Genomic DNA, 21,857 nt, shown 5'->3' on the forward strand with positions numbered 1-21,857 from the left:
CCGTTGCGCAACGGCCGTCTATTGTTGCGTTTTCGCTCTAACCCATTGCATTGATTTATCAAAAGCTGCCTTGTCTTTTCGGAAACGCGATAGGGAGCTTGTTGCCGTTTTCCCTAGCGGGCGGGACACAGAGAGCCCGTATTTGCCCTTCACCCATACGATCAGGTCGCCCCGTATCTTGTTGAGCGAGTCCTTAGCCGGCCATTTCCCGCCATGCTCCTCCAGCAGGTATTCGCAGAGGAACCGGCGCAATGGCTCCGGAGCCCTATCTGGGTTCGCCTTGATCGGGGCCGATACAGTCATCTCGTCCGCTGCTTCGGGCGCCGACTCGAACACGGCATCGGCCGGCGCGGGTTTCTTGTCGAGAGGCTTCGGGAACGCCCGCACCAGTTCCCGGGCGTTGAGCAGGATATCGGCAAATGGAGTGATGCCAGGTCCGTTGTCGTCCCGCTTGATGAACCGGTCGACTGAAGAGCCGGGCGCGGGGATGGCTCCATCCCAAAACGACGCTGGGATCGGGATGCGCTTGTTCTTGTCCGCGCCGCGAGGGGTGATGCCGGAGGCGCCGATGCGGCCGGCAACCAGCGCCTCCCTTATGCCCGCCTCGATCACCTCGAGCGGGGCGAGCACGTCGCCCTCGTCGGGAAACAGCTCGGTCGGGGTTTCAGCCCGTATGCGGATCGCGGCGATGCCGGGAACGGTGTCATCGCCCCATGCCCGCAATAGGGCGCTTCTGGTGCGCCAGAGGCCCCACGCTATCGAGGCCGAATACGGCCAATGCTCAAAATCTCTTGCCATCGCCACCTTCGCGATCAGTCACCTATGGCTGCACGGGGCAATCGGTAGGTGATCCCGACTTTCGGCTGGCCGGCCTAGCCCCGCACTTTCTGTCATGCAGCGCCCTCCCGTGTCCTCGCAAGCAGCACCAAGTTGTTGCCCTCGGCTTTCTTCACCGGGGAGAAGCAATAGTTGGCCCACGCCTGCATGAGCTTGCTGCGCTTCGCCAGCGCGCTACCCCGGCGATAGGCCTGCTCGACTTCGTTGCCGACCTTGTGGGCGAGAGCGGCTTCCGCCACTTCGCGGGGGAACGAGGTCTGATCGCCGCACCAGTCGCGAAACGAGGATCGGAAGCCGTGCGCGGTGATGTCGTCGCGCTTCATCCTGCGCAGCAGCATCAGCATCACCATGTTGGAAACCGGCTTGTTGCGGTCTTTCGTTGTCGGGAACAGCAGCGGCCCTGTGCGAACTTCGGCAATCGCCTTGACGATGGCCAGCGCCCTGTCGGAGAGCGGCACGACATGCTCGACGCGGGCCTTCATCCGCTCGGGCGGGATCGTCCAGATGGCGGCCTTGAGGTCGAATTCATCCCACCTCGCGCCAAGCACTTCATTGGAGCGGAGGGCGTTCAGGATCGTCAACTCGAGAGCGCGGGCGGCCATGCCGGGACGCTTCGCCAACTCCACCATGAACGCGGGGACATCCGCATATGGCATAGCCGCGTGATGCTGCTGCAGACGTTTGGCAGGGCGTGCCGGCAGACGTTCCTTTAGGTTGCCGCGCCAAAGAGCGGGATTGGGGCCGGGGCAAATCTTGTGCGCGATGGCGTAGGCCATGACGCGCTCGATCCGTCCGCGGAGCCGGGATGCAGTTTCCGGCTTTTCCGTCCATATCGGCAGCAGTAGCGCGTGGATGTCGTCCGAAGTCACCTTCGACACGGGCTTGTCGGTGATAGCGGTGCAGTAGTCCTTGAGGGTGTTTTCCCATTGCTGGATGTGCTTCGAGTTGCTCCACCCGGCCTTGTTCTTCGTGCTGCCTTTGTTGAGGTCGATATAGTCGGTCGCGCACTCGCCAAATGTCTTTTCGGGCTTCTGCCGCTTCTCGGCGATGGGATCGCGGCCGGCCTCCACTGCCTCGCGCAACTCGGTGGCCTTGGCGCGGGCCTTTGACAACCCGAGCGCGGGATATGACCCCAGCCCCATTTCACGGCGTTTGCCGTCGCGCACCCACATGAACAGCCAGGACTTGGTGCCGGTCGAAGTGACGTTGAGGTAGAGCCCGCCGCCGTCGCTATGCCGACCCGCCGCCTTTTCGGCGCGGATGCCGGTGTCTGTCAGTTTGTGGATGCCGCGCGGCATATCATCCCCACTATTTTCCCCATTCCGAAGTGGGGATAATAGAGCACACGCTGGCACACGTATAGACAGCCCGAGAGGCAAGAGGGTGATTTTCTTGGTGTTTTGAAACGTCCATGCACACGCTGGCGAAAGGGTTCGACGGACTCCCTCTCCGCCATTAACTTATTGATATTACTTATTTTCTTGGTCCATAAAGGGTGCCTCCGCTAACCTTCGGGAAGGTCGAGTCTAGTTCGCCCTGGCAGCCGCGCGAACCCAACTGGAGACGGCGAACTGGGAGCCTGAATTCGCAATGCAGTCGCGCCAGTCTCTAATAGGCCATTTCGCACTTGGCATTGGGGCGCTTCATTCCACCACCAGTACGCGGCGGACTTCGTGGTGTGGGACATAGGTGCGCCCCACCCGTCCTGCGGACGACTGCTTCTGGCCCCTAGCGGACACTCGCTCAGGCACCGGCAGTCTGTCCTTGTCAGTCGGTGAGGCACAGTTCCCGATATCCAGCCGTTGACGAGGCTTGCGACCCGCGCTGGTGACGGACATTGCCAATACCGTTACCTGACGCAGTGCGCTGATCATCACCCCAGGCTTGCTGTCGGCTTTTGGACCCGCCTGCACGGTTGGTTGGCCCACAGCATCACAAATGACGGGCGTCTGGGAAGTCCCGCTCGGCATCGCGCGATCCTCGTTGATATCCGGCTCAGTTCCGATTGCCTTCAAGCCTTCATCCGAGACTGTCAGCGTGGTGCGACCGAGTTCCGGAGTGTCGCGCCATAGTTCTTCGCCGGGGAAGGAGGGGTCGCTCGGCGACCAGCTGTCGGCGAGTAGACTTTTGAGAAGCACGCCGAGGGTGCCGCGATTGTTACCCAGGGATTTTGGTATGGGCAGCACGAGCCCGCTTGGGCGGGCTGCCGCGGCAGCGAGGATGACGCGCTGTGCGTCGGTGAGTTTGATGGTCGCCATCTAGCGCTCCTTCGATCAGTGCCCGACCATGATCGTTGGGCTTGCACCGACCGAAGCCCGGAATGGTCCGGTCGAAAGCAGCAATGCTCCTTGTGCGGAACAAGTCCAGTCCGGCTAGAACTTAGTGTCCGCATCTGGCCCAAAGCGGACCCGCCGGAGGCACTTGGGAAGGCAGCAACGGCCGCCACGCAACGCCCCGGGCGGAATGCTTATTGCGTCGGCGGGAGAGGGTCGGGCACCTTGTTCTTGATGGGTGGAACCTGCTTTAGGTAGGCATAGATCGCCTTGAGATCGTCGTCGTTCAATTTCCCGAAAGGCGGCCACGGCATTGGGGGCAGAATCGCTCGTCCCTGTCCTTGCTTGCGGCCGGTCCGCATCATCTGCAGGAACTGGGCCTCGGTGTAGTCGCGGAGCACCCCGGTTTCCGGATCGGACGTCAAGTTGGCAGTGAAGCTGACTCCCCAAGGACCAGAATGGGCCGTGTTCGTCATCGAGGAGGCACCCATCCACGGATCCGACACCACGGCAGGCGCAGTGATCACTATCTCCTGCGGATGGCCGGACAGCCCCTTGCTCATATCCGGTTCCGGACCGTTCGGCCCCATCTTGAACGGCGTGTGGCAGTCGTGACATCCCATGGCGTTCACGAGATATTCGCCGCGCTTCACCAAGTCGGGGTTGGCCGCCTCCTGCGCGGCAACCGTGCTGATCATCGGCAACAGGAGTGCAAGTCCGAACACGTAGTGCTTCATCGTAGTCCTCCCTCTTACTGGCCTTTATCGGCCTCGAGCTCTGTGATCCATTTTGTGACGAGCGCCACCGCCTCTTCATCGACCAGCGCGGTTCCGAGCGGCGGCATCTGCAGCGCTGGATAGCGCGACGACAATCGCTGCAGCAGCGCGCTACGCTCCGGATGCCCCGGGTCGACTCGGTAGATCGCGTCGGCCGATTGTCCTGGCGCACTCTTTTTCACCGGCTGCCCGACGAGCGTTTCGACGACGCTGGTCGGCCTCAGCAGTAGCTCCTGGCGCAGGAACATCCCGAGATTGGCGAGCGACGCCCGACTGTTATGGCACTGGCCGCAATTGCCGTGCATGTAGCCGAGCACTAGGCGCTCCGCTTCCGATCGCGCCTCGATCACCGGGGCACGCGATGGCCAGCGCTCATAGCCTATGATCAGCCCATGCTCGATGAGATAATCGAGCTTGATGTCCGAAGCGCCCTGCGCGCCATGCAGGGCGGCGGTGTCCACGGCGGGCGAGAGTTGCAGTGTGCTGAAGCCCAGCACCTCGGCCGGTCCGCCCTCGTGGCAAACCTTACAGTCGATTGTGCCCGGAACCCCGTGGAAGGCTCCATGGCCCAGGGCAAAGGCAGCGCGCCGGCCCCGGTCGGGCGCCAGCACCGCCTCGTGGCCATCCGGCGCCCATTCGTATGCCGCGTACAGCCACTTCCCGTCGGCCTGCAGCTCCATGTAGCGCGTCTCGACGCGGTGGCCGCTGAAGCTGAATTCCTTCCAGAACCGCGTGCCGATCGGGAACGTCCAGGCATCCGGGTCGGATCCGTCGATCGTCGTTCCAGGCGGTAGCCGGATCCATCGGCTCTTTGCCGCGCCATCCGTCCAAAGCGGGTATTGCGGTGAGAAGGGCAAGTTGCGCGGATCGATAGCGAGATCGCCGGCATCCGCGTAGAGCCCGGTCTCAGACAACAACTGCGGCGGCCTGTCGAGGGCGCGAGAACTCGCCTGTCCCTGGGCAAACATGACGGCACCCACCACCATCGCCGCGGCGGCGGCAAGCATGCCTACACGGGAAAAAGTAGATGAGCCGGACTCGTGCCGTACCATCGACTCGCTGCCCTCCTCCTTCGTGAAAGCGTCTGGCCGTCGTCAAGTAGATGGGGCCGCTCATCACTAGGGCTGCAGTATCCTAGCTCGAATTGCCACGATGACGCTACGTGGATCATCCGAATGTCCGGCGCCCACTGAGGGCACCTGCCGTCCGCCCGAGCCTGCCAACTGGTTTGCAGTTGATCGGAGCTGTCGTCCCGAATACCGATATCTGCTGGCCGAGGGAGGCACTGCTGGCGCTGGTCAATCACCTCGGTGGCTCCAGCGGTGTGCCCGGCGGTGACGCGCCGCGGTCCGATGACGCTGGCACTGGCGTTAATGGACCGACTGGCTCCGCCTCCTTCGGTCAGTCGCGCCCAAGCATTCTAGTCGAGTTCGATGATGCTGCAGCCATAGGCCGGGAGTGACAGCTTACCGCCTCGCACTTTGCCGTCGTCGAGCAAATCTTTGCCCGCAGGGACATCGCCGATGCTTGCCGGTTCTCCCAGCGTGTTAAGGATGAACAGCAGGCGGCGGTCCTTGCTCTCGCGGATGGTCGCCTCGACGCCGGCCGGCATGTTGGCCATGAGCGGCACGATACCGGCGGGCGCCAGCAGTTGATCGGCCAGCACCTCGACCAGAGCATCGCTGAGGTACGTGCCGAGGTAGATCACATTGCCCCTGCCGACTTTGCGCGAAGTCATCGCGGCTTGGCCCTCGGCGAAGCGGCTGGCCCATCTGCCGATAATCTCCGTGCCGGGCGCGACATTAAGCAGCTCATAGAGATGCGCCGCCGTCACCTGCGCATTCCCGATCTTGAGTTCATATTGTCGGCTGGCCGATGTCGCCGGCAGCTTCCTGCGCACCGTGTTGGCGCCGAAGCGGCCTCCATGCGCGAACAGGCCGTCGCCGTCGACTGGCGTCAAACGTCCGAACTCCTCGACGGTGACACCGGCCAGCGCCGAGAGCGTCTTGCCCGGCGAGGTCTCGCGGATGACCTGGTTGTTGACGTCGCGCGATCCGGTGCGACCGCCGAGGATCACCGTTCCACCGGCCCTGGCGAAGGCCTCGATGCGCGCCGTCCACGCATCGGTCCATTTCAGCCAATGCGGCACATAGAGTGCCTTGAGCTTCGATAGATCGTCCTCTGGATGGATGAAGCCGCAGGCGATGTTGTGCCGGTAGCAATAGCGATGCAGAAGCATCGCATCGTCCTGCGGGCTCGGCAAGCCGATGGGGTAGGAGCGGTGCATCTCCTGATTGTCGAAATCTGATCCGGCGATGCCCAAATCCATGCGCACATGGGTGCCGAGGATCTTGTCCTTGAGCGCTGTGACCTCACCAGCAAACTGCTTGGCCTCGTCATAGCGGCGGCGCGGGATGTCGTCGTGATCGATGATGCCCATCCAATAGATCTCGGCGCCAAAATGTGCCGGCCGCCAGCGGAAGAACATTACGCCATCGGCGCCGCGCGCCACCGAGGTGTAGGCCATGCGGCGCATCTCCCCGGGTTCGGGCGTCAGCGTCGAAAAGTACGGCTGTGCGCCGAAGCCCGATTGCTGCTCGGGCACAATGAAATTGCCGGTAAAGCCGCGGCAGATATCGAGTTGAAGCGCCTGCGCTTCGCCCACGCCGCCGACGCGATGCTTCTCGTCATCAAGATACGGGTAGATGTCGAAGCCGAGAAAATCGAGATCGGTGGAGAACTCGCCGCGGAAGTCGATGTCGTCGATCCGCCCCAGATTGTGGAACACGAACCAGTCTGGATTGGTGGCGCGCAGGATCAGCACCTGATCGTGCTGGAACCGCGCCGTGACGAAAGCGAGGAAGCGGTGATAGTCGACCATATGGGTCGGCCCGACCGGGGCCGGGGCGTAGTCGAGGGGCAGCACCACTTGATCGAAATCGTCGTAGGCGGTGGCCCAGAAATGTCCGCCCCACGCATCGTTGAGTGCGGCGATGGTATTGTACTTGTCCTTGAGGAAGGCCTGGAACTCGGCCAGCGTCACCGGACCGTAAGACAGCGAGCCAGAGGTATTGAGCTCATTGTCCGTCTGCCAGCCGATGATGTGCGAATTGCCGCGATAATGCTCGGCCATCGCTTTAGTGATGCGCTTCGAATGCTCGCGGAACACTCCGCTAGCAAGATTGGCGTGCTGGCGCGAGCCATGGCTCATGGCGCGTCCATTGGCATCGACGCGCAGCACTTCGGGATAACGCGCCGTCAACCAGCGCGGCGGCGTCGCCGTCGGCGTGCACATGATGGTCTGGATGCCGGCCTTGCCCAGCACATCGATGGCCCGGTCGAACAAATCGAAATCGAACGTCCCCTCATGCGGCTCGATAATATGCCAGGCGAATTCCGCAAGTCGCACCGCGTTGAAGCCCGCGGCTGCCATGCGGTCGGCGTCGCGCTGCCAATAGCTCTCATCGACATGCTCCGGGTAATGCGGGGTACCGACGAGGAAAGTGTCGGTCGCGATCGGCCGCCAGACAGAGAGCGGCGCGGATTTCGAGGCAGTGGTCATAGGCGGAAAACTCCAGGCGATAGTCTATTTGATGGCGCCGGCCGTCAGGCCGCCCTGCCAGAACCGCTGCAGCAGCAGGAACACCACGATGACCGGGATGATGCTGACCAGCGCGCCGGTGATGACGATCGAGAACAGCACCTGTCCGCCGCCACCGCCCTGCTGCGCGAGTTGATACCAGGTCGCAAGGCCCACCGTGATCGGCTGATACTCCTGCGAGCGCAGCACGATCAGCGGCAGGAAGTAGTTGTTCCAGGTCCCGACGAACGAGAGCAGCGCCACGGTCACCATGCCCGGCGCCACCAGCCGCAGCACGATGGCGCGGAAGATCATGAACTCGCCGGCGCCATCGATACGTGCGGCGTCGAGCAGTTCGTCATCGACGCCCTGTTCGATATAGACGCGCATCAGATAGACACCGATCGGCGAGATCATCGAGGGCAGGATCACGCCCAGGGGATTGTCGCTGAGACCCGAAAGCGCCAGCAGCAGGAAGATCGGCACCACTAGGGCCGTCTGCGGGACAAACACCGCGCCCAGCACGAGCCCAAAGGTCAGATTTCGGCCGCGGAACTTGAACTTCGCGAACGCGTAGCCCGCCGCTGTTGCCAGCAGCGCCGCACCTGCCCCCGAAATGGTCGAATAGAGTACGCTGTTGAACATCCAACGCAGGAACATGCCATTGTCACGCGAGAACAGATCGACCAGATTCTGCCAGAGGTTGAACTCGGTGCCGAAGCCGAAGCCGAACGTGGCGAACAGGTCACCATTTGTTTTGGTTGCCGATAGGACCAGATAGAGCAGCGGCGCGAGGCTGTAGACGAGGAACAGTGACAACAGCAGCGTGAGCATGATACGCGCGCGCCGCCGTTCGCCGGGCAGGCGCCTGGCAGCTTCGAAAGTGGCGATCTCGGTGGTCGCAGTCATCACTGCTCCGGCCGACGGCGGTTGGTGACCAGGGTGAAGATATAGGAGGCACCGGCGATCACGATGCCAAGCACGAACGAGACGGCGGCTGCATAGCCATACTGCTGGTTCTGAGTCGCCAGCGAATAGGCATAGAGGTTCGGCGTGTAGCTCGAATTGATGGTGTTTCTGGCGAGCGCGCGCATCAAATACGGCTCATTGAACAGCTGCAGTGTGCCGTTAATCGAAAAGATGATGGTGAGCAGGATCGCCGGCCACAGCAGCGGCAGCTGGATCAGCCGCGCAAATTGCCAGGGCGAGGCGCCATCTATCCGCGAGGCCTCGGCGAGGTCCGACGGGATCGCCTTCAGCGCCGCGTAATAGATCACCATATTGTAGCCGACATATTCCCACGTCGCGATATTGGCCAACGAGAAGATCATCGCGCCCGGCGACAGGAAGTCCGGCGGTGGCAGGTTGAACGCCTTGGCCATCTGGGTGAACGGGCCGAAGGTAGGGCCGTAAAGATAACCCCAGATGATCGTCGCGATTACGCTCGGCACGGCGTAGGGGAGGAAGAAGCCGAGCCGGAAGACGCCCTTGGCATAGATCTGGCCACGATCGAGCACGATGGCGAACAGCAGAGCGAGACCCAGCATGATCGGCACCTGGACGATCCCGAAGATAACGAGGTTCCAGACGCCGCCCCAGAACTTCGCGTCGCTCGCCACCTTGATATAGGCCGCGGCGCCGGCAAACTGTCGGCCACCGACAAGCGTGTCGCGGAACAGGCTCATGTAGAACGCATACACAAGTGGCGCGACGATGAAGGCGATGAACAGCAGCAAGAATGGCGCCAAGAAGAGATAGGGCGCGAGCTTTCGTGACGTAAAACCGCCCGACCGCGCTGGGCGCGTAATAGCGGCTGGCGTATTCGACATTGCCAAGGCCCCCCGTCCGGCAAGATGAAGAGATCGGGCGCGCCGATCAGGCGCGCCCGGCCGTTGCCCGGGAGAACTTAGGCTACGGTAAAGCCTTGTTCCTTCGCGTAGGTGACCACCGCGTCCTGGATACGGTCGAACGCATCCGACAGCGTGCCGTTACCGCTGAGCGAGGCGCCGAATTCATCGGACATCGACTGGTACAAGAAGCTCTGGAACGGGCTCCATTCAAACGGCGTCACAGCATTCGACGACTTGGCGAACACCTTGTTCACTTCCTGTCCGCCGTAGAAATCCATCTTGTTGCCCGCCCATTCCGGGCTCGACAGCAACGCGTTGGTCGTGGGGAAGAAGAATTGCTTGGTGGTGTAGAGCTTTGTGGCTTCGGGATCCCTGCACAGCCAGATCGCGACTTCAGCGGCCTCAGGCAGATGCTGGGTCGCTTTCAGCACGGCCAGTGATGAGCCACCCCAGGCGCCGGTCGCGAACTTGCTTGCGTCCCACTGCGGCAGATCGGCGGCACGCCACTGGCCCGCGCTGGTCTTGGCGAACGAGGTCAGGAACACCGGACCCCAGCCCGCAGTGAGCCAAGTGGCATAGCGCCCCGAGTCGAGGCCGGTGTACCACTCATTGTTGAAGCCCGGCTTGGTCTCGATGACACCGGCGGAAATAAGGTCCTGCCAATAGGTGGCGAAGTCCTTAGAAATCTTGTCGTTGATGTTGATCACGAGCTTGTCGCCGTCGCGGCTGACCGGCTTCCAGCCCATCGGCCACAGCAGAGCATTGACCCAGTCCCCTGAGCTGAACAGCGCGTCCGTCAGGTAGACATTGGGATCCGCCGCATGCAGCTTCTTGGCCGCATCGGCAAACTCGGCCCAGGTGGCGGGCGGCGTGATCCCATGCTTGTCGAAGACGTCCTTGCGATAGAGCATCGCCATCGGACCGGTATCCTGCGGCATGGCGTTGACCACATCGCCCTTGCCGAGCTGGCTCCACGTGCCTTCCGGGAACTCCGCCTTGTGCGGGTTTGCCCACTGGCCGATGTCGGCGAAAGCGTCCAACTGGCGGAAGCTCTCGAGGTGCTGGAATTCGATTTGGACGACGTCGGGCAGGCCGCTGCCCCCCTGCAGGCCCGCACGGACTGCCTGATACTCTGGGTCGCCCTGGCCAGCATTGACGAGCTCGACCTGGATGCCCGGATGCGCGGCGTTGAACATATCGACCTGAAGCTGGAGATCCGGCACCCACGACCACAGCACCACCTTGACGGGATCGGCACCACGAACTGCCGCTGGCAGGGCGGCCACCGCAACGCTCGCACCCGCAACTTTCAAGAAGTCACGACGCTGCATCGTCCGCCCGAGCGGATTGAAAATCTTCGTCATTGAAGTCCTCCCTCGAAAGACACGCTCCTACACGATGCAGGGCGCGTTTTTTCTTTCAGTTAGAAACTTAATGCCGAGATTCAATCGCTGTCAATCGCGATCGATTGATCTTAGTCGGCCATCGCGAGGCTGTCGGCAGGGTTGAGCGTTGTCGCATCGAGCACCAGGCGCACCGCTCCAAGCACGATGTCGCGGTGCCCCAGGGCGCCTATTACGAGGCGCGGCGGGTCGTACACATTGCCCTTGAGGCGATGCCGCAGCACATCGAGCACCAGATCACCGCCGCCGACGACCCGGCCCGCCAGCACGATGATTTCGGGGTTCATGAAGGCAGCAACACTGCCCACCGCCATCGTCGCATAATCGAGCAGTTCGGTCACGACCGGCGCGATTTTGTCCGCCTGCCGGTCGGTGACGGCAGAAAGGGTGAGCTTCCCCGCCGCATACTGGATGTTGGCTTCTTCGAGCATCTTGGTCGCCTGTTCGGGGATGCCGAAAAAACGCAGCGATTGCTTGTCGCCCAGATGTTCGAACGGCCGCCCGGTGAGGAGGGGGTCATCGAGATACCAGGCGAGCTCGCCCGCCGCATGCGAGTGCCCGCCATAGAGCTTGCCGTCGATCACGATGCCCGCGCCGGCACCGGGCCCGATCGAGAGGCTCACGACGCTGTCGGCGCCACGCCCAGCCCCGAATCCCCATTCGCCCACGGCGGCGAGGTTCCGCCCGTTCTCGACGACGATGGGCATCTGGAAATGTTCGTTGAGCCGCGCCCGCAACGGCATGTCACGCCAGCCGAGCCCGAGCGTCAGCACCACTTCGCCCGCCGGCTGCCTGACGATCGAGGGCAGGCCAATGCCGATACCGCGAATGGTCTGGCCGCTCGGGCGGGGGGCCGCCATCAGCCGATGGATCAGGCCCACCAGCTTTTCGAAGTTGCGTTCGCCATCATCGTCGGCCGTCTCGTGCATTTCGGTCTGCACGACCCCCTCGAGATTGGCCACGGCGCCATAGAACTCGCCCTTGCCGGCCTCAATGCCGATGATCGCATGCGCCGCGCCGCGGAACTTGACGCGTGCCCGAGGACGGCCCCGGACATTGGCCTCGTCAAACCCGTCGTATGCCACCAGATCCTCGGCAATCAGATCATTGATCACTCGCGTCACGGTCGGAATGCTGATGTTCAGTTGTTCGGCAAGGCTCGAAGGCGATGCCACTCCTTCGGTGCGGATCAAATCCACCACTGCCGAACGATTGAGTCGGCGTAACAGGCTCGACGTCGTGGGCTCGCGGCGCTTCATTCATGGACCAGTTGCAAAAAGCCGGCGAACCGGCAACGTGCGTCGGCATAGACCAGAACTATGCCAGAGTCCGCCTTTTTCTGATGACGCCGAACGTCAGTTGTCGCTCCGCAGTGAAGCTGCCACGGTAGCCCGCTCGACGATTGCGGCGATCCGCGGCGGGGTGCCCACGCCCTCCGGAGTCACTGCGTCTGCTCCTGAAAATAACTGACTCCGGTTGCTTGACCGCTTTGGCGCAAAGCAGGCTGATCTACGGAGGCGTCGATTTCCTGATGCTGCTGCGCTTGCTGGACGAGGCGACCTAGCAGCGTCGGCGGCCGCCTTTGGCCGACGCGGGAATAAATGCTTAACCTTAGGTTATTGCCTACGCGGTAATACTAGGTGGCTGGAGCATGTACGGGGAGTCCAAGCGCCGGCCGAGGGGCGAACACGTCCGTCGCCATTTGCCAGGAGGTAAACGGTGCGCCAACTTTTCCGCAGTCTGAAGATCTCACATCGCCTATACGCTGGTTTCGCAATCACCGTGCTGCTGCTGGTGGGAGCGGTTTCCGTCGCGCTCTGGCAGGTCAACGCCATCGAGACAATCAGCGCGCGCATCGCCACCTTGCGAACGCCGACGGCGCTGACCGCCGAGCGTCTCACTGCGAGCCTGCAGGGTTCGCTGGCGGCGCTGCGCGGCTACATCCTCACCGGCAAGGACAGCTTCAAGGCGGATCGGGCCGCGAGCTGGGCCGATATCGACCGGGCAGGCGTCGAGATGGACGCGCTGTCGGCACGCTGGACCAACCAGGAGAACATCGACGCCTGGGCCAACTTCAAAACCATCCGCGACGAGTTCAAGGCGGCGCAAGCCGGTGTCGAAGCGATCACGGATCTCGCCGACACCAGGCCAGCGATCACCATGCTGGTGGCGGAAGCAGCGCCGCGGGCCAACCAGTTGCTTACCATCCTGCTCGGACCGGTGCAGGCCGACGGCACGCGGGCTGGTGGCATGGTCGACAACCAGACCGGCATGCTTAGGGCAGACGCAGCTGCCTCTTCGGCGGCGACAACCACGCTGTTGATCACCGAATGGCTGATGCTGGCGCTGGGCGTGGTGTTGGGTGCGACCATCTCCGTGGTCACCGCCCGCGCCATTTCGAGACCGCTCGTCGCCATGACCGCGGCGATGCGCGAATTGGCCGAAGGCAGGTTCGAGACGGATGTCCCTTGCAAGGACCGAGGCGACGAGATCGGCGCCATGGCGGCGGCCGTCGAGGTGTTCAAGCAGAACGGCATCAAGGTGCGCGAACTCGACCTGGCTGAACAGGTCCGCGCCGGGCAGACGCGGGAACGAACCGAGGCTATGAATGCGCTGGTCGCCGGGCTCGCCGATGTAGTGGATGCTGCCGTCGACGGCGAATTCTCGCGCCGTATCGAGTTGACGCTGCGGGACGACGACCTGCGAGGCGTCATGACCGGGGTCAACAACCTAGTCGCTACCGTCGATCGGGGCATCACCGAGACCGGCAGCGTGCTTGCGGCGTTGGCCCGGACCGACCTCACGCACCGGGTGCGTGGCGACTACAAGGGGGCCTTTGCCCGCCTGAAGACCGATACCAACGCGGTTGGCGAGAAACTGACCGACATCATCGGGCAGCTGCGGACCACCTCCGGCGCGGTGAAATCGGCTACTGGCGAGATCCTGTCAGGAGCCAACGATCTAGCCGAACGCACTACCAAACAGGCAGCAGCGATCGAAGAGACCTCCGCAGCCATGGAACAGCTGGCCCAGACCGTCACTGATAACGCGCAGAGGGCAGACTCTGCGCGCACCAAAGCTCGAGAGGTGTCGCAGACGGCCGAGAAGACGGGCGACGTAATGCGCACCGCCAATTCGGCGATGGAGCGGATATCCTCTTCGTCGGGCAAGATTTCCAACATTATTGGGCTCATCGACGACATCGCGTTCCAAACCAACCTGCTGGCGCTCAACGCATCGGTGGAAGCGGCGCGTGCCGGCGATGCGGGCAAGGGATTTGCCGTGGTCGCAGTGGAAGTGCGCCGGCTAGCGCAGTCGGCGGCCAGCGCTTCCTCGGAGGTCAAGGCGCTAATCGAACAGTCGGCCGCCGAAGTCAGCGGCGGTTCTCGGCTGGTCAGCGAAGCGGCGGACCGGTTGGCCTCCATGCTCGAAGGCGTGCGGGACAACGCCGCCCTGATTGACGAGATCGCCAAGGCCGGCCGCGAGCAGGCGAGTGCCATCTCGGAGGTAACGACGGCGGTGCGGCAGATGGACGAAATGACCCAACATAACGCCGCGCTAGTTGAACAGACCAATGCCGCGATCGAGCAGACCGAAGCGCAAGCCAGCGAGCTCGACCGTATCGTAGATGTTTTCGTGATCGCGGAAGCAAGTGTAGCGGGCGGTAGCCAGAGCCGCCAAATATCAAAGGCTGCATAGGTCGACCCTATGTGGCAGAAGAAGCGCGATGCATCGATTCCCTGTGCCGTCGTGTACGGTGATATTCTGCGTTTCGGCTGGTTAACAGGCCGCGGATCCCGCCGCTAGGCAGGCGCTGATCGATATCGTCGCCAAGCTTGCCGCAAAGAGTTTGCAGGCCGCCTTGCCGCCTCAGGGGCGGGTCAAGCTCCTCGGTAGTGAAATGTCAGCTTGCGTTCGGGACGGCTGCGGCCTGAAGGTGCAATCATGCGTCCGCGCTAAGGCACTTGCCGTTCGGCGTTGCCCCCTCGTGCACGTCCTACCGCGAGGAACTGACCGACCGCTTGTGACGCAAGAGGACTTCGTAGGCCGCTTTTGGCCCAAAGTGGACGTGACAAACGCTATCGCGGCAATGGCGCGAATAGGCGGTTGCGGGAACCGGTCAGGTGCCTGCGCATGAGAGTTCGGGCACTCTCTGCATCGCGATTTGCGATGGCGTCGAACACAGCGGAGTGTTCCACGAAGACGTGCTGCAGTCCGTCGCTGGTGGCCCGCAGGGACATGCCGTGAAAGCGCATGCCCACCGCGATGTGCTCTTCGAGCGCCTGCATGGCGGTGGAGAAATAGGGGTTGGCCGAGGCCTGCGCGATGCTGAGGTGGAACATGAAATCCGCGTCCGCCCGGTGCGCCTGCCGGTTGGTGGCGTCGCGCAGCAGGCTCAGCGCCGATTTGATCTTGGCCAGCGCTTCCGGCGTGTGCCGCTGCGCTGCCATCGCGGCTGCTTCCGGCTCGATCGTCAGGCGGAAATCGTAGCAGTGTTGCAGGTCGGACAGGTTCTCCATCTGCCCGAAGCCGAGCGGCTCGCGGATGCCTTGTTCGCGGACGAAGCTGCCGGCGCCCTGGCGCGAATAGATCAGCCCCTGATCGCGCAGCCTCTGCAGTGCATCGCGGACCACCGGGCGCGACACCTGAAACTCGGCGGCGAGCGCATGCTCGGTAGGCAGCCGTTCGTCGACACCATAAGCGCCGGATTTGATCGCCCGCTGGATGCGGTCGAACACTGCGTCGGAAAGGCTGCGCCTTACGTTGAGACCATCGCTCATGGTCATGCGATGCGCTCCTGATGCGCTTGGAACGGGGCGAGCAGCCGCTCCAGGGTGTCCTCGCTGCCAAAGCCGCCTGATTTGGTGACAAAGGTCAAGCCGTTGGCCCGCGCCAGCGGCAGGCCGGGCAGGGCCTCGCCCACAAGTTCGAGCACATCGATGCCGAGCCGCTCGAGGATCACCTGTGCGGTGGCGCCGCCCGAAAGGACGAGCAGCGAACCGGGAGGCGGGTCGAAGCGAGCCAATGTGTCCGCCAGTGCGAGTGCGACCGATTTGCCATCGGCTGCCTCGGCGCCGGGCGTCGCCTGGATGACAGTCAGCCGCGCAGCGGACGGCAGTACCTGTGGGCCGATCCCGTTCGGGGCCGCGACATAGGCGAGGTTCAAGCCGCCGGCGCGCAGACGGGCGAGTTGGGTGAGCGTGATGGGGTCGGTGGAGCCGATGACGACATAAGCCCGTTCGTTGCGCAATGTGGTGTCTGGCGTTCTAGCCGCCGGCGCAAGGGCGGCGGCCATCGCCTCGGCCAGTCCGCGTGCCCCGATAGGCAGGTCGTGCGGGTTCGCCAGAGCGGCTTCGATATCCGCCTGCTGGGAGATATCGGGGATCGTCGCGACTGCCGCGTGCCGACCGAGCCGCGCGGCGATGTCGATCGGTTCGTTCACGCCAAGGCCGCCAAGCCTGCCGTCGCGCATCCAGCGGCCGAAGGCCGGGATCGCCGGGATCACAAGGCTCCGCTCATGCGGGATCGCATCGAGCTCAACGGCAATATTGCCCTTCAGCCGGGAGTCGACCTTCTTGAACAACGTCGTGCCCGCCGGCAGCGCTGCAACGGCGGCCCGCGTGTTTTCGCGCGCCTGCTCGGGCGAAACCTCGCGGCTGTCGGTGGAGACGCCCACCACGGTGACGCCTGTGGCGATGGCCGTAGGGATAGCGGAAGCACCCAGCGCGACCGTTGTGGTGATCCCGCGCATGGCGAACGGCGCCGCTGCATCGAGAGCCCCGGTCAGGTCGTCGGCGATGATCGCCAGTTCAGGCATTGGTCAAAGAGCTCGACGCGCGCCGCTGCGCCTGCACGTCCGGATCGGGATCGAGATTGGCCGCCAGCAGCCGCTGCGTATAGGCGTGCTGGGGGTTGTCGAATATCTGCGCCGTCGGTCCACGCTCGACGATCTCGCCCTTGTTCATGACGATGACGGTGTCGGCGAAATCGCGGACCACGCCGAGATCGTGGGCGATGAACAGGAATGAGATGCCGAGGCGCTGCCGCAGGCTGTCGAGCAACGCGATCACCTGGGCCTGGATCGACACGTCGAGCGCCGACACCGCCTCGTCGCAGACGATCAGTTCCGGCTCGAGCGCCAGGGCTCGGGCGATAGCGATACGCTGGCGCTGCCCACCGGAAAACTGGTGGGGGTAGCGTTCGGCGTGCTCGGGCTGGAGTCCCACCTGGTCGAGGAGTTCCGCAACGCGACCATGTCGTTTCGGCTTGTCCGGCATCAGCTTGTGGATATCCCAGCCCTCGGCGATCAGCTGGTAGACCGACATGCGCGGGTTCAGCGACTGTGTCGGGTCCTGGAACACCATCTGGATCTCGCGGCGCACGGCAAGAAGGTCGCGCGCACCCAATTTCAGAAGGTCGCGGCCCTTCCACAGTGCTTCGCCGGCATCAGCGGTCTCCAGCCGCAGCAGTGTCCGGGCGAGCGTTGACTTGCCCGAACCGCTTTCGCCGACCACCGCGAGGCTCTGGCCACGCGCAAGCGTCAGCGAAGCGCCTTTGAGCGCGGTGAAACTGCCGTAGGTCTTGGTGAGGTTCTTGGTCTCGAGCAGCAACGGCGTGCCAGTGTCGAGCAGTTTGATCGCGCCCTTCCCTGGTGCCGCCGCGATCAGCTTCTTCGTATAGGGGTGCTGCGGGTTGTGATAGACGTCGCGGACCGAACCCGCTTCGACGATCTCGCCCTGGTTCATCACCACGACGCGGTCGGCGATCTCGGCGACGACGCCGAGATCGTGAGTGATCAGGACCATCGCCATGCCGGTCTCGGCCTGCAGTTCCTTCAGCAGCGCCAGCACCTCGGCCTGGATGGTGACGTCGAGCGCCGTGGTCGGCTCGTCGGCAATCAGGATCTCCGGCTTTAGCATGAGCGCCATGGCGATCATCAGGCGCTGCCGTTGGCCGCCCGAGAACTGATGCGGATATTTCCGCATGGCCGTTTCGGGGTCAGGGATGCCCACTCGAGCAATGAGTTCCAGTGCGCGGGCCCGGGCCATATCGGCCGGTCGGCCATGCGCCGTCATCATCTCCACGATCTGCCAGCCGACGGTGTAGACGGGGTTCAGGTGACCCAGCGGATCCTGGAAGATCATCGCGATCTTCTTGCCGTTCAGGGCCCGGTGCTTCTCGTAGCTGACCTTCAGCAGGTCCTCGCCCTCGTAGATGATCTCGCCCGAGACGATCTTGGCAGGCGGGATATCGAGCAGGTTCATCACCGCGTTGGCGGAGACAGATTTGCCCGAACCGCTTTCGCCCAGGATCGCCAGCGTCTCGCTGCGATTTACCGACCAGCTGACATTTTTGACCGCATGCACGGTGCCCCGCGCGGTATGGAAGTCGACCGACAGGTCTTTGACCGAGAGGATCGCGTCAGCCATTTGTCTTGCTCGCTTCCGTAGTGCTGCGGGCCTCGAGGCGCCAGCGCTGGTTGGGATCGAGCGCAATGCGCATCCAGCCCGACAGCAGGTTCAGCGACAGGGCGGTGATGACGATCAGCAGGCCTGGCCAGAAGGCCAGCCACCATGCGCTGGTGAGGTACGGCCGCCCCTGCGCCACCATCAGGCCCCAGGTGATGTCCGGCGGCTGGACGCCGATGCCGAGGAAGCTAAGCGAGCTTTCGGCCAGCATCACGAACGCGAAGTCGAGCGTTGCGATGGTCACCAGTGTCGGCGCCACCACCGGCAGGATGTGCCGGAAGATGATGCGCCGGTGCGAAGCGCCCATCACGATGGCGGCCTGCACGAACATGCGCTCGCGCACTTCCAGCACCTCGGCGCGCGTCGTGCGCAGGTAGATCGGAATGCGGGTGATGGCGAGGACGAGGATCATGTTGGGGATCGACGGCCCAAGCACATAGAGCACCACCACTGCCAGCAGCAGTGAAGGAAAACTCATGATCACGTCGGCCAGCCGCATGATCACCTGCGAGGTATTCTTGCCGATGTAGCCGCCAACGAGGCCGAGGCCCGCGCCGATCACCATGGCCGCAAGGACGGTGCCGCCGGCGATCAGGATGGTAGAGTGCGCGGCAACGATCAGCCTGGCCAGCATCGGCCGACCCAGCGAGTCGCCGCCGAGGAAGAATTCCCAGCCGCGGGTCAGGCTGAACGGCGCGAAATTGCGGCCGCGCAGGTTCTGGTCGTTGGCCATTTCGCCCAGCAAAGCCGGGCCGATCAGCGCCGCGACGATGATCAGGAGCAGCACTATGGCCGAGGTGAAGGCCAATTTGTCGCGCCACAGCATGGCGAGCAGCGGCCAGGCCGGGCGCGGCATGGGGGCCGGTGACTGAACCGGTGTCTTTGCGGGCTCTTTGGCGAGCGACATGTCCGTCATGGCGACGCCTCCTTAGTGCCGGATCCGAGGATCGAGCAGCGAGTACGCCATGTCGATCAGGATGTTCATGATGAAGATGGCGATGGCCGTGACCATAATGGCCGCCAGTACCACGTTGAAGTCGCGCTGCAGGATCGAGTCGATCATGAGCTTGCCGACGCCGGGAAAGCCGAAGATCGTCTCGACGATCACCGCACCGTTGAGCATGGCCGCCGCCTGGTCGCCGATCACCGTAATCACCGGCAGCATGCCGTTGCGCAACGTATGGACGAAGATCAGCGGCATGTTCTTCACGCCCTTGGCCCGCGCTGTCTTCACATAGGGCGCCGAGAGAGCCGACAACATCGAGCCGCGCACGACCTGCACCACGAGGCCGAAGGGGCGGATGAACAGCACCGCGATCGGCAGCACCCAGTGCAACGGCGTGCCGACACCGGAAGTGGGCACCCAGCCCAGGCCGATCGAGAAGACGACGATCGCGACGATCGCGATCCAAAAATCGGGAGCCGAGGCGCCGACCAGCGAAACAATCGAGACCAGCCGGTCGAAGAAGCCGCCGACATTGAAGGCTGCGAGCGAGCCGAGCACGATCGCCGCGACAACCACGATGCCCATGGTGATCAGCGCCAGCGGCAGCGTCCACGCATAGGCTTCGAGCACCACGTCGAGGGCGGGTCGCGCCTTGCGCAGGCTCTCGCCGAAATCGAGTTGCACCAGGTCGACAAGATAGCGCCAGAACTGCTCGACCACCGGCAGGTCGAGACCGTGTAGGGCCCGGAACTGCTGCTTCATCTGCTCGGTGGCGTCGATGGGCAGGAACAGCACCGCCGGATCGCCGGTCAGGCGGGAGAGGAAGAAGACCAGGACCATCAGCCCGAACAGGGAGAGGAGGCTGGCGATCGCACGTTGTCCGATCAGTCTGGTCATGGCGGCATTCCGAAGTTTTGCAGAGCGCTTTCAGGAAAAGTTGCAGCCTTTCCACCTCGAAAGCGCGTCCTGAGTTTAAGCAGCGGCGCCGGACGCGGGGGTCCGGCGCTGCCTGATTGTACTGCAGAGCGGCCTTACTTGAAGGCGATCTCGCTCAGCTGCAGCTGCTGGTTGGTGGCGATGGTCGGCGTGAAGTCGAGGCGCTCACTCACGCGGCTCAGCCCGACCATGTGGAACAGCAGGACGTCGGCGACGACATCCTTCTGTACGTAGGCGAACAGCTCGGACCAGAGTTTGGCGCGCTCTTCGCCGGTGGCGGCGCTGGCGCGGGTGATCAGGTCGTCGACCTTGGGGTCGTTGATGCCCGACTGGGTGCCCTGGCTGTGGTACTTGAAGTACATCGAGAACACCGGGTCACCGCGCGCGTTGTCGTGCTGGGCAACCACGAGCTGGGCGTTACGCCCCTCGGGGTAGGGCTTACTGTAGTACTGCTCGTGCTCGGCCACTTCGACCATGCGCAGGCTGGCGTTGAAGCCGGCTTCCTTGAGCATGTCGACCAGCGCCTCGCCCACTTCGGTGACGCCCGGGAAATTCTCGGTGCGGGCGATCACTTCGACCGGCGCCGTGACGTTCACGCCATCGGCGGCGGCAGCGGCGAGGAGGTCCTTGGCCTGCTGCAGGTCATAGGCCGGCGGTGTCAGGTCCGGATTCCAGCCGAGCGTCGTCGGCGGCACCATGGCGACGGCAAGCTCGGTGCCGGCCGGCAACACGGTGCCGATGAAGGCTTCGCGATCGATGGCGGCGTTCAGCGCCTGGCGGACGCGGAGGTCACCCATCGGCTCGACCGTCTGGTCGATACGCAGGTACACGGTTTCCGAGTTCGGGTAGCTGAAATCGGTGGCCGGGTTGGTGGCGTCGACAGCCGAGATCTGCGGCGCGATGTCGGCCTCGCCGGCGGCAACCATGGCGGCGCGAACCGCCGATTCCGAACGGAACACGTAGGTGGCCTTGGTCACGGCCGGAGCGGTGCCCCAGTAGTCGTCGCGGCGATCGAGCACGATCTGCTGGCCGGCGGTCCACTCGGTGAGCTTGTAGGGACCGGTGCCGATCGGATCGCGCACGAACTCCATCGGGGTCTCCGACGGAACGATCGTGACTAGCGACATCAGCAGCGGCAGGATGGGCTGGGGCGGGGTCGCAGTGACGTCGATAGTGTTGGCGTCAACCACGGTGAAAGCGAGCTTGGTGTCGGCGAAGTAGCGCTTGCTCTCGCAGGTGATCTGGTCGCTGAAGACGCGGGCGAAGGAGTGCTCCACGTCGGCGGCGTCGAAATCGGTACCGTCCGAGAACTTCACGCCCGGGCGTAGCTTGAACTGCCAGGTGCCGTTGCCCTTGTCCTCCCAGCTCTCGGCGAGGCGCGGCATCAGGCCCTTGTCGCCACGCACGTCGAGCTCGGTCAGCGTCTCGGAGATGTTCCCCATGATGACGCGGCCGATATTCGAGCGGGTCGCCATGCAGGGTTCGACCAGGTCCAGCTCTTCACTGAGCACCACGGTTATGTCGGTGTTGGTCTGTGCCAAGGCCGGAGCGATCATGCTCGAAGCCAAGATGGCGCCAACCAGAACGTGTCTGATGATCAACTCATCCTCCCATCGCAGCTTTCGCGGGTAGCGTAGACCGAGCTGCGAGCGGCCTGCGCGAAATCCTCCGGGGCGCCACTTATGCGGTCGCCAGCGGGGCACACCTAAGCCGCGATGCAGCTTAGTTGTCAAACCAAAAGTGTATTGACGCATCACCGTCGGAGGCGCTTGCCAGCTAATATGTTG

Annotated in this window: 17 protein-coding genes; 1 reads left to right on the top strand and 16 read right to left on the bottom strand. The window is 63.4% G+C overall.

Translation table 11 applies throughout. The features are described from left to right. Nucleotides 1–18: 18 nt before the first annotated feature. From ACOYW5_RS17490 to ACOYW5_RS17535, 10 genes are all read right to left on the bottom strand, one after another. Entirely contained in the window at nucleotides 19–798 is a 780-nt protein-coding gene (locus ACOYW5_RS17490) for a hypothetical protein (RefSeq protein WP_423066170.1), read from the bottom strand. Between the two features lie 92 nt (nucleotides 799–890). Next, complete coding sequence (locus ACOYW5_RS17495; protein WP_423066171.1) at nucleotides 891–2,135, bottom strand: tyrosine-type recombinase/integrase; 1,245 nt, start codon at nucleotides 2,133–2,135, stop codon at nucleotides 891–893. A 345-nt stretch (nucleotides 2,136–2,480) separates the two neighbouring features. Beyond that, nucleotides 2,481–3,095, bottom strand: coding sequence for a hypothetical protein (locus ACOYW5_RS17500; RefSeq protein WP_423066172.1), 615 nt, complete (start codon nucleotides 3,093–3,095; stop codon nucleotides 2,481–2,483). A gap of 209 nt (nucleotides 3,096–3,304) precedes the next feature. Next, complete coding sequence (locus tag ACOYW5_RS17505) at nucleotides 3,305–3,847, bottom strand: c-type cytochrome (protein WP_423066173.1); 543 nt, start codon at nucleotides 3,845–3,847, stop codon at nucleotides 3,305–3,307. 14 nt (nucleotides 3,848–3,861) lie between these two features. After that, nucleotides 3,862–4,893, bottom strand: a complete 1,032-nt coding sequence (locus ACOYW5_RS17510; protein ID WP_423066174.1) for a hypothetical protein — start codon at nucleotides 4,891–4,893, stop codon at nucleotides 3,862–3,864. Between the two features lie 413 nt (nucleotides 4,894–5,306). Continuing rightward, a complete protein-coding gene (locus ACOYW5_RS17515) occupies nucleotides 5,307–7,448 on the bottom strand; it encodes a beta-galactosidase (protein ID WP_423066175.1) in 2,142 nt (713 codons plus the stop codon). 24 nt (nucleotides 7,449–7,472) lie between these two features. Beyond that, entirely contained in the window at nucleotides 7,473–8,375 is a 903-nt protein-coding gene (locus ACOYW5_RS17520; RefSeq protein ID WP_423066176.1) for a carbohydrate ABC transporter permease, read from the bottom strand. Then, the gene (locus ACOYW5_RS17525; protein WP_423066177.1) at nucleotides 8,375–9,214 is read right to left on the bottom strand and encodes a carbohydrate ABC transporter permease; all 840 of its coding nucleotides are present in this window, start codon (nucleotides 9,212–9,214) and stop codon (nucleotides 8,375–8,377) included. The genes ACOYW5_RS17520 and ACOYW5_RS17525 overlap by 1 nt, the downstream gene beginning before the upstream one ends. Nucleotides 9,215–9,372: 158 nt before the next feature. Then, nucleotides 9,373–10,680: an ABC transporter substrate-binding protein gene (locus ACOYW5_RS17530; RefSeq protein WP_423066179.1), complete on the bottom strand. Its 1,308-nt coding sequence runs from the start codon at nucleotides 10,678–10,680 to the stop codon at nucleotides 9,373–9,375. 110 nt (nucleotides 10,681–10,790) lie between these two features. Further along, a complete protein-coding gene (locus tag ACOYW5_RS17535) occupies nucleotides 10,791–11,978 on the bottom strand; it encodes an ROK family protein (RefSeq protein WP_423066180.1) in 1,188 nt (395 codons plus the stop codon). A gap of 460 nt (nucleotides 11,979–12,438) precedes the next feature. Here ACOYW5_RS17535 and ACOYW5_RS17540 point away from each other — a divergent pair, with 460 nt between their 5' ends. Next, complete coding sequence (locus ACOYW5_RS17540; RefSeq protein WP_423066181.1) at nucleotides 12,439–14,418, top strand: methyl-accepting chemotaxis protein; 1,980 nt, start codon at nucleotides 12,439–12,441, stop codon at nucleotides 14,416–14,418. A gap of 380 nt (nucleotides 14,419–14,798) precedes the next feature. Here ACOYW5_RS17540 and ACOYW5_RS17545 read toward each other — a convergent pair whose 3' ends face one another. From ACOYW5_RS17545 to ACOYW5_RS17570, 6 genes are all read right to left on the bottom strand, one after another. Next, nucleotides 14,799–15,500 carry a FadR/GntR family transcriptional regulator gene (locus ACOYW5_RS17545; RefSeq protein WP_423069488.1) on the bottom strand — a complete coding sequence of 234 codons (702 nt, stop codon included), beginning with the start codon at nucleotides 15,498–15,500 and terminating at the stop codon, nucleotides 14,799–14,801. Nucleotides 15,501–15,502: 2 nt separating this feature from the next. Further along, a complete protein-coding gene (locus ACOYW5_RS17550; RefSeq protein WP_423066182.1) occupies nucleotides 15,503–16,537 on the bottom strand; it encodes a four-carbon acid sugar kinase family protein in 1,035 nt (344 codons plus the stop codon). Beyond that, entirely contained in the window at nucleotides 16,530–18,149 is a 1,620-nt protein-coding gene (locus ACOYW5_RS17555) for an ABC transporter ATP-binding protein (protein WP_423066183.1), read from the bottom strand. The genes ACOYW5_RS17550 and ACOYW5_RS17555 overlap by 8 nt, the downstream gene beginning before the upstream one ends. Then, nucleotides 18,142–19,044 (bottom strand): ABC transporter permease, encoded by a 903-nt coding sequence (locus ACOYW5_RS17560; protein WP_423069489.1) that lies wholly within the window; start codon nucleotides 19,042–19,044, stop codon nucleotides 18,142–18,144. Before ACOYW5_RS17560 ends, ACOYW5_RS17555 begins: the two co-directional genes overlap by 8 nt. Before the next feature lie 72 nt (nucleotides 19,045–19,116). Then, nucleotides 19,117–20,031 carry an ABC transporter permease gene (locus ACOYW5_RS17565; protein ID WP_423066184.1) on the bottom strand — a complete coding sequence of 305 codons (915 nt, stop codon included), beginning with the start codon at nucleotides 20,029–20,031 and terminating at the stop codon, nucleotides 19,117–19,119. A 134-nt stretch (nucleotides 20,032–20,165) separates the two neighbouring features. After that, complete coding sequence (locus ACOYW5_RS17570) at nucleotides 20,166–21,668, bottom strand: ABC transporter substrate-binding protein (RefSeq protein ID WP_423069490.1); 1,503 nt, start codon at nucleotides 21,666–21,668, stop codon at nucleotides 20,166–20,168. Nucleotides 21,669–21,857 lie beyond the last annotated feature (189 nt).

Source organism: Devosia sp. CN2-171 (genome assembly GCF_049354815.1).
Classification (GTDB): Bacteria; Pseudomonadota; Alphaproteobacteria; order Rhizobiales; family Devosiaceae; genus Devosia_A.

Bases quoted from the DNA above. Each gene is read 5' to 3' on its own strand.
- ACOYW5_RS17490 (WP_423066170.1), bottom strand. From the start codon at position 798: ATGGCAAGAGATTTTGAGCATTGGCCGTATTCGGCCTCGATAGCGTGG.
- ACOYW5_RS17495 (WP_423066171.1), bottom strand. From the start codon at position 2,135: ATGCCGCGCGGCATCCACAAACTGACAGACACCGGCATCCGCGCCGAA.
- ACOYW5_RS17500 (WP_423066172.1), bottom strand. From the start codon at position 3,095: ATGGCGACCATCAAACTCACCGACGCACAGCGCGTCATCCTCGCTGCC.
- ACOYW5_RS17505 (WP_423066173.1), bottom strand. From the start codon at position 3,847: ATGAAGCACTACGTGTTCGGACTTGCACTCCTGTTGCCGATGATCAGC.
- ACOYW5_RS17510 (WP_423066174.1), bottom strand. From the start codon at position 4,893: ATGCTTGCCGCCGCCGCGGCGATGGTGGTGGGTGCCGTCATGTTTGCC.
- ACOYW5_RS17515 (WP_423066175.1), bottom strand. From the start codon at position 7,448: ATGACCACTGCCTCGAAATCCGCGCCGCTCTCTGTCTGGCGGCCGATC.
- ACOYW5_RS17520 (WP_423066176.1), bottom strand. From the start codon at position 8,375: ATGACTGCGACCACCGAGATCGCCACTTTCGAAGCTGCCAGGCGCCTG.
- ACOYW5_RS17530 (WP_423066179.1), bottom strand. From the start codon at position 10,680: ATGACGAAGATTTTCAATCCGCTCGGGCGGACGATGCAGCGTCGTGAC.
- ACOYW5_RS17535 (WP_423066180.1), bottom strand. From the start codon at position 11,978: ATGAAGCGCCGCGAGCCCACGACGTCGAGCCTGTTACGCCGACTCAAT.
- ACOYW5_RS17545 (WP_423069488.1), bottom strand. From the start codon at position 15,500: ATGAGCGATGGTCTCAACGTAAGGCGCAGCCTTTCCGACGCAGTGTTC.
- ACOYW5_RS17550 (WP_423066182.1), bottom strand. From the start codon at position 16,537: ATGCCTGAACTGGCGATCATCGCCGACGACCTGACCGGGGCTCTCGAT.
- ACOYW5_RS17555 (WP_423066183.1), bottom strand. From the start codon at position 18,149: ATGGCTGACGCGATCCTCTCGGTCAAAGACCTGTCGGTCGACTTCCAT.
- ACOYW5_RS17560 (WP_423069489.1), bottom strand. From the start codon at position 19,044: ATGCCGCGCCCGGCCTGGCCGCTGCTCGCCATGCTGTGGCGCGACAAA.
- ACOYW5_RS17565 (WP_423066184.1), bottom strand. From the start codon at position 20,031: ATGACCAGACTGATCGGACAACGTGCGATCGCCAGCCTCCTCTCCCTG.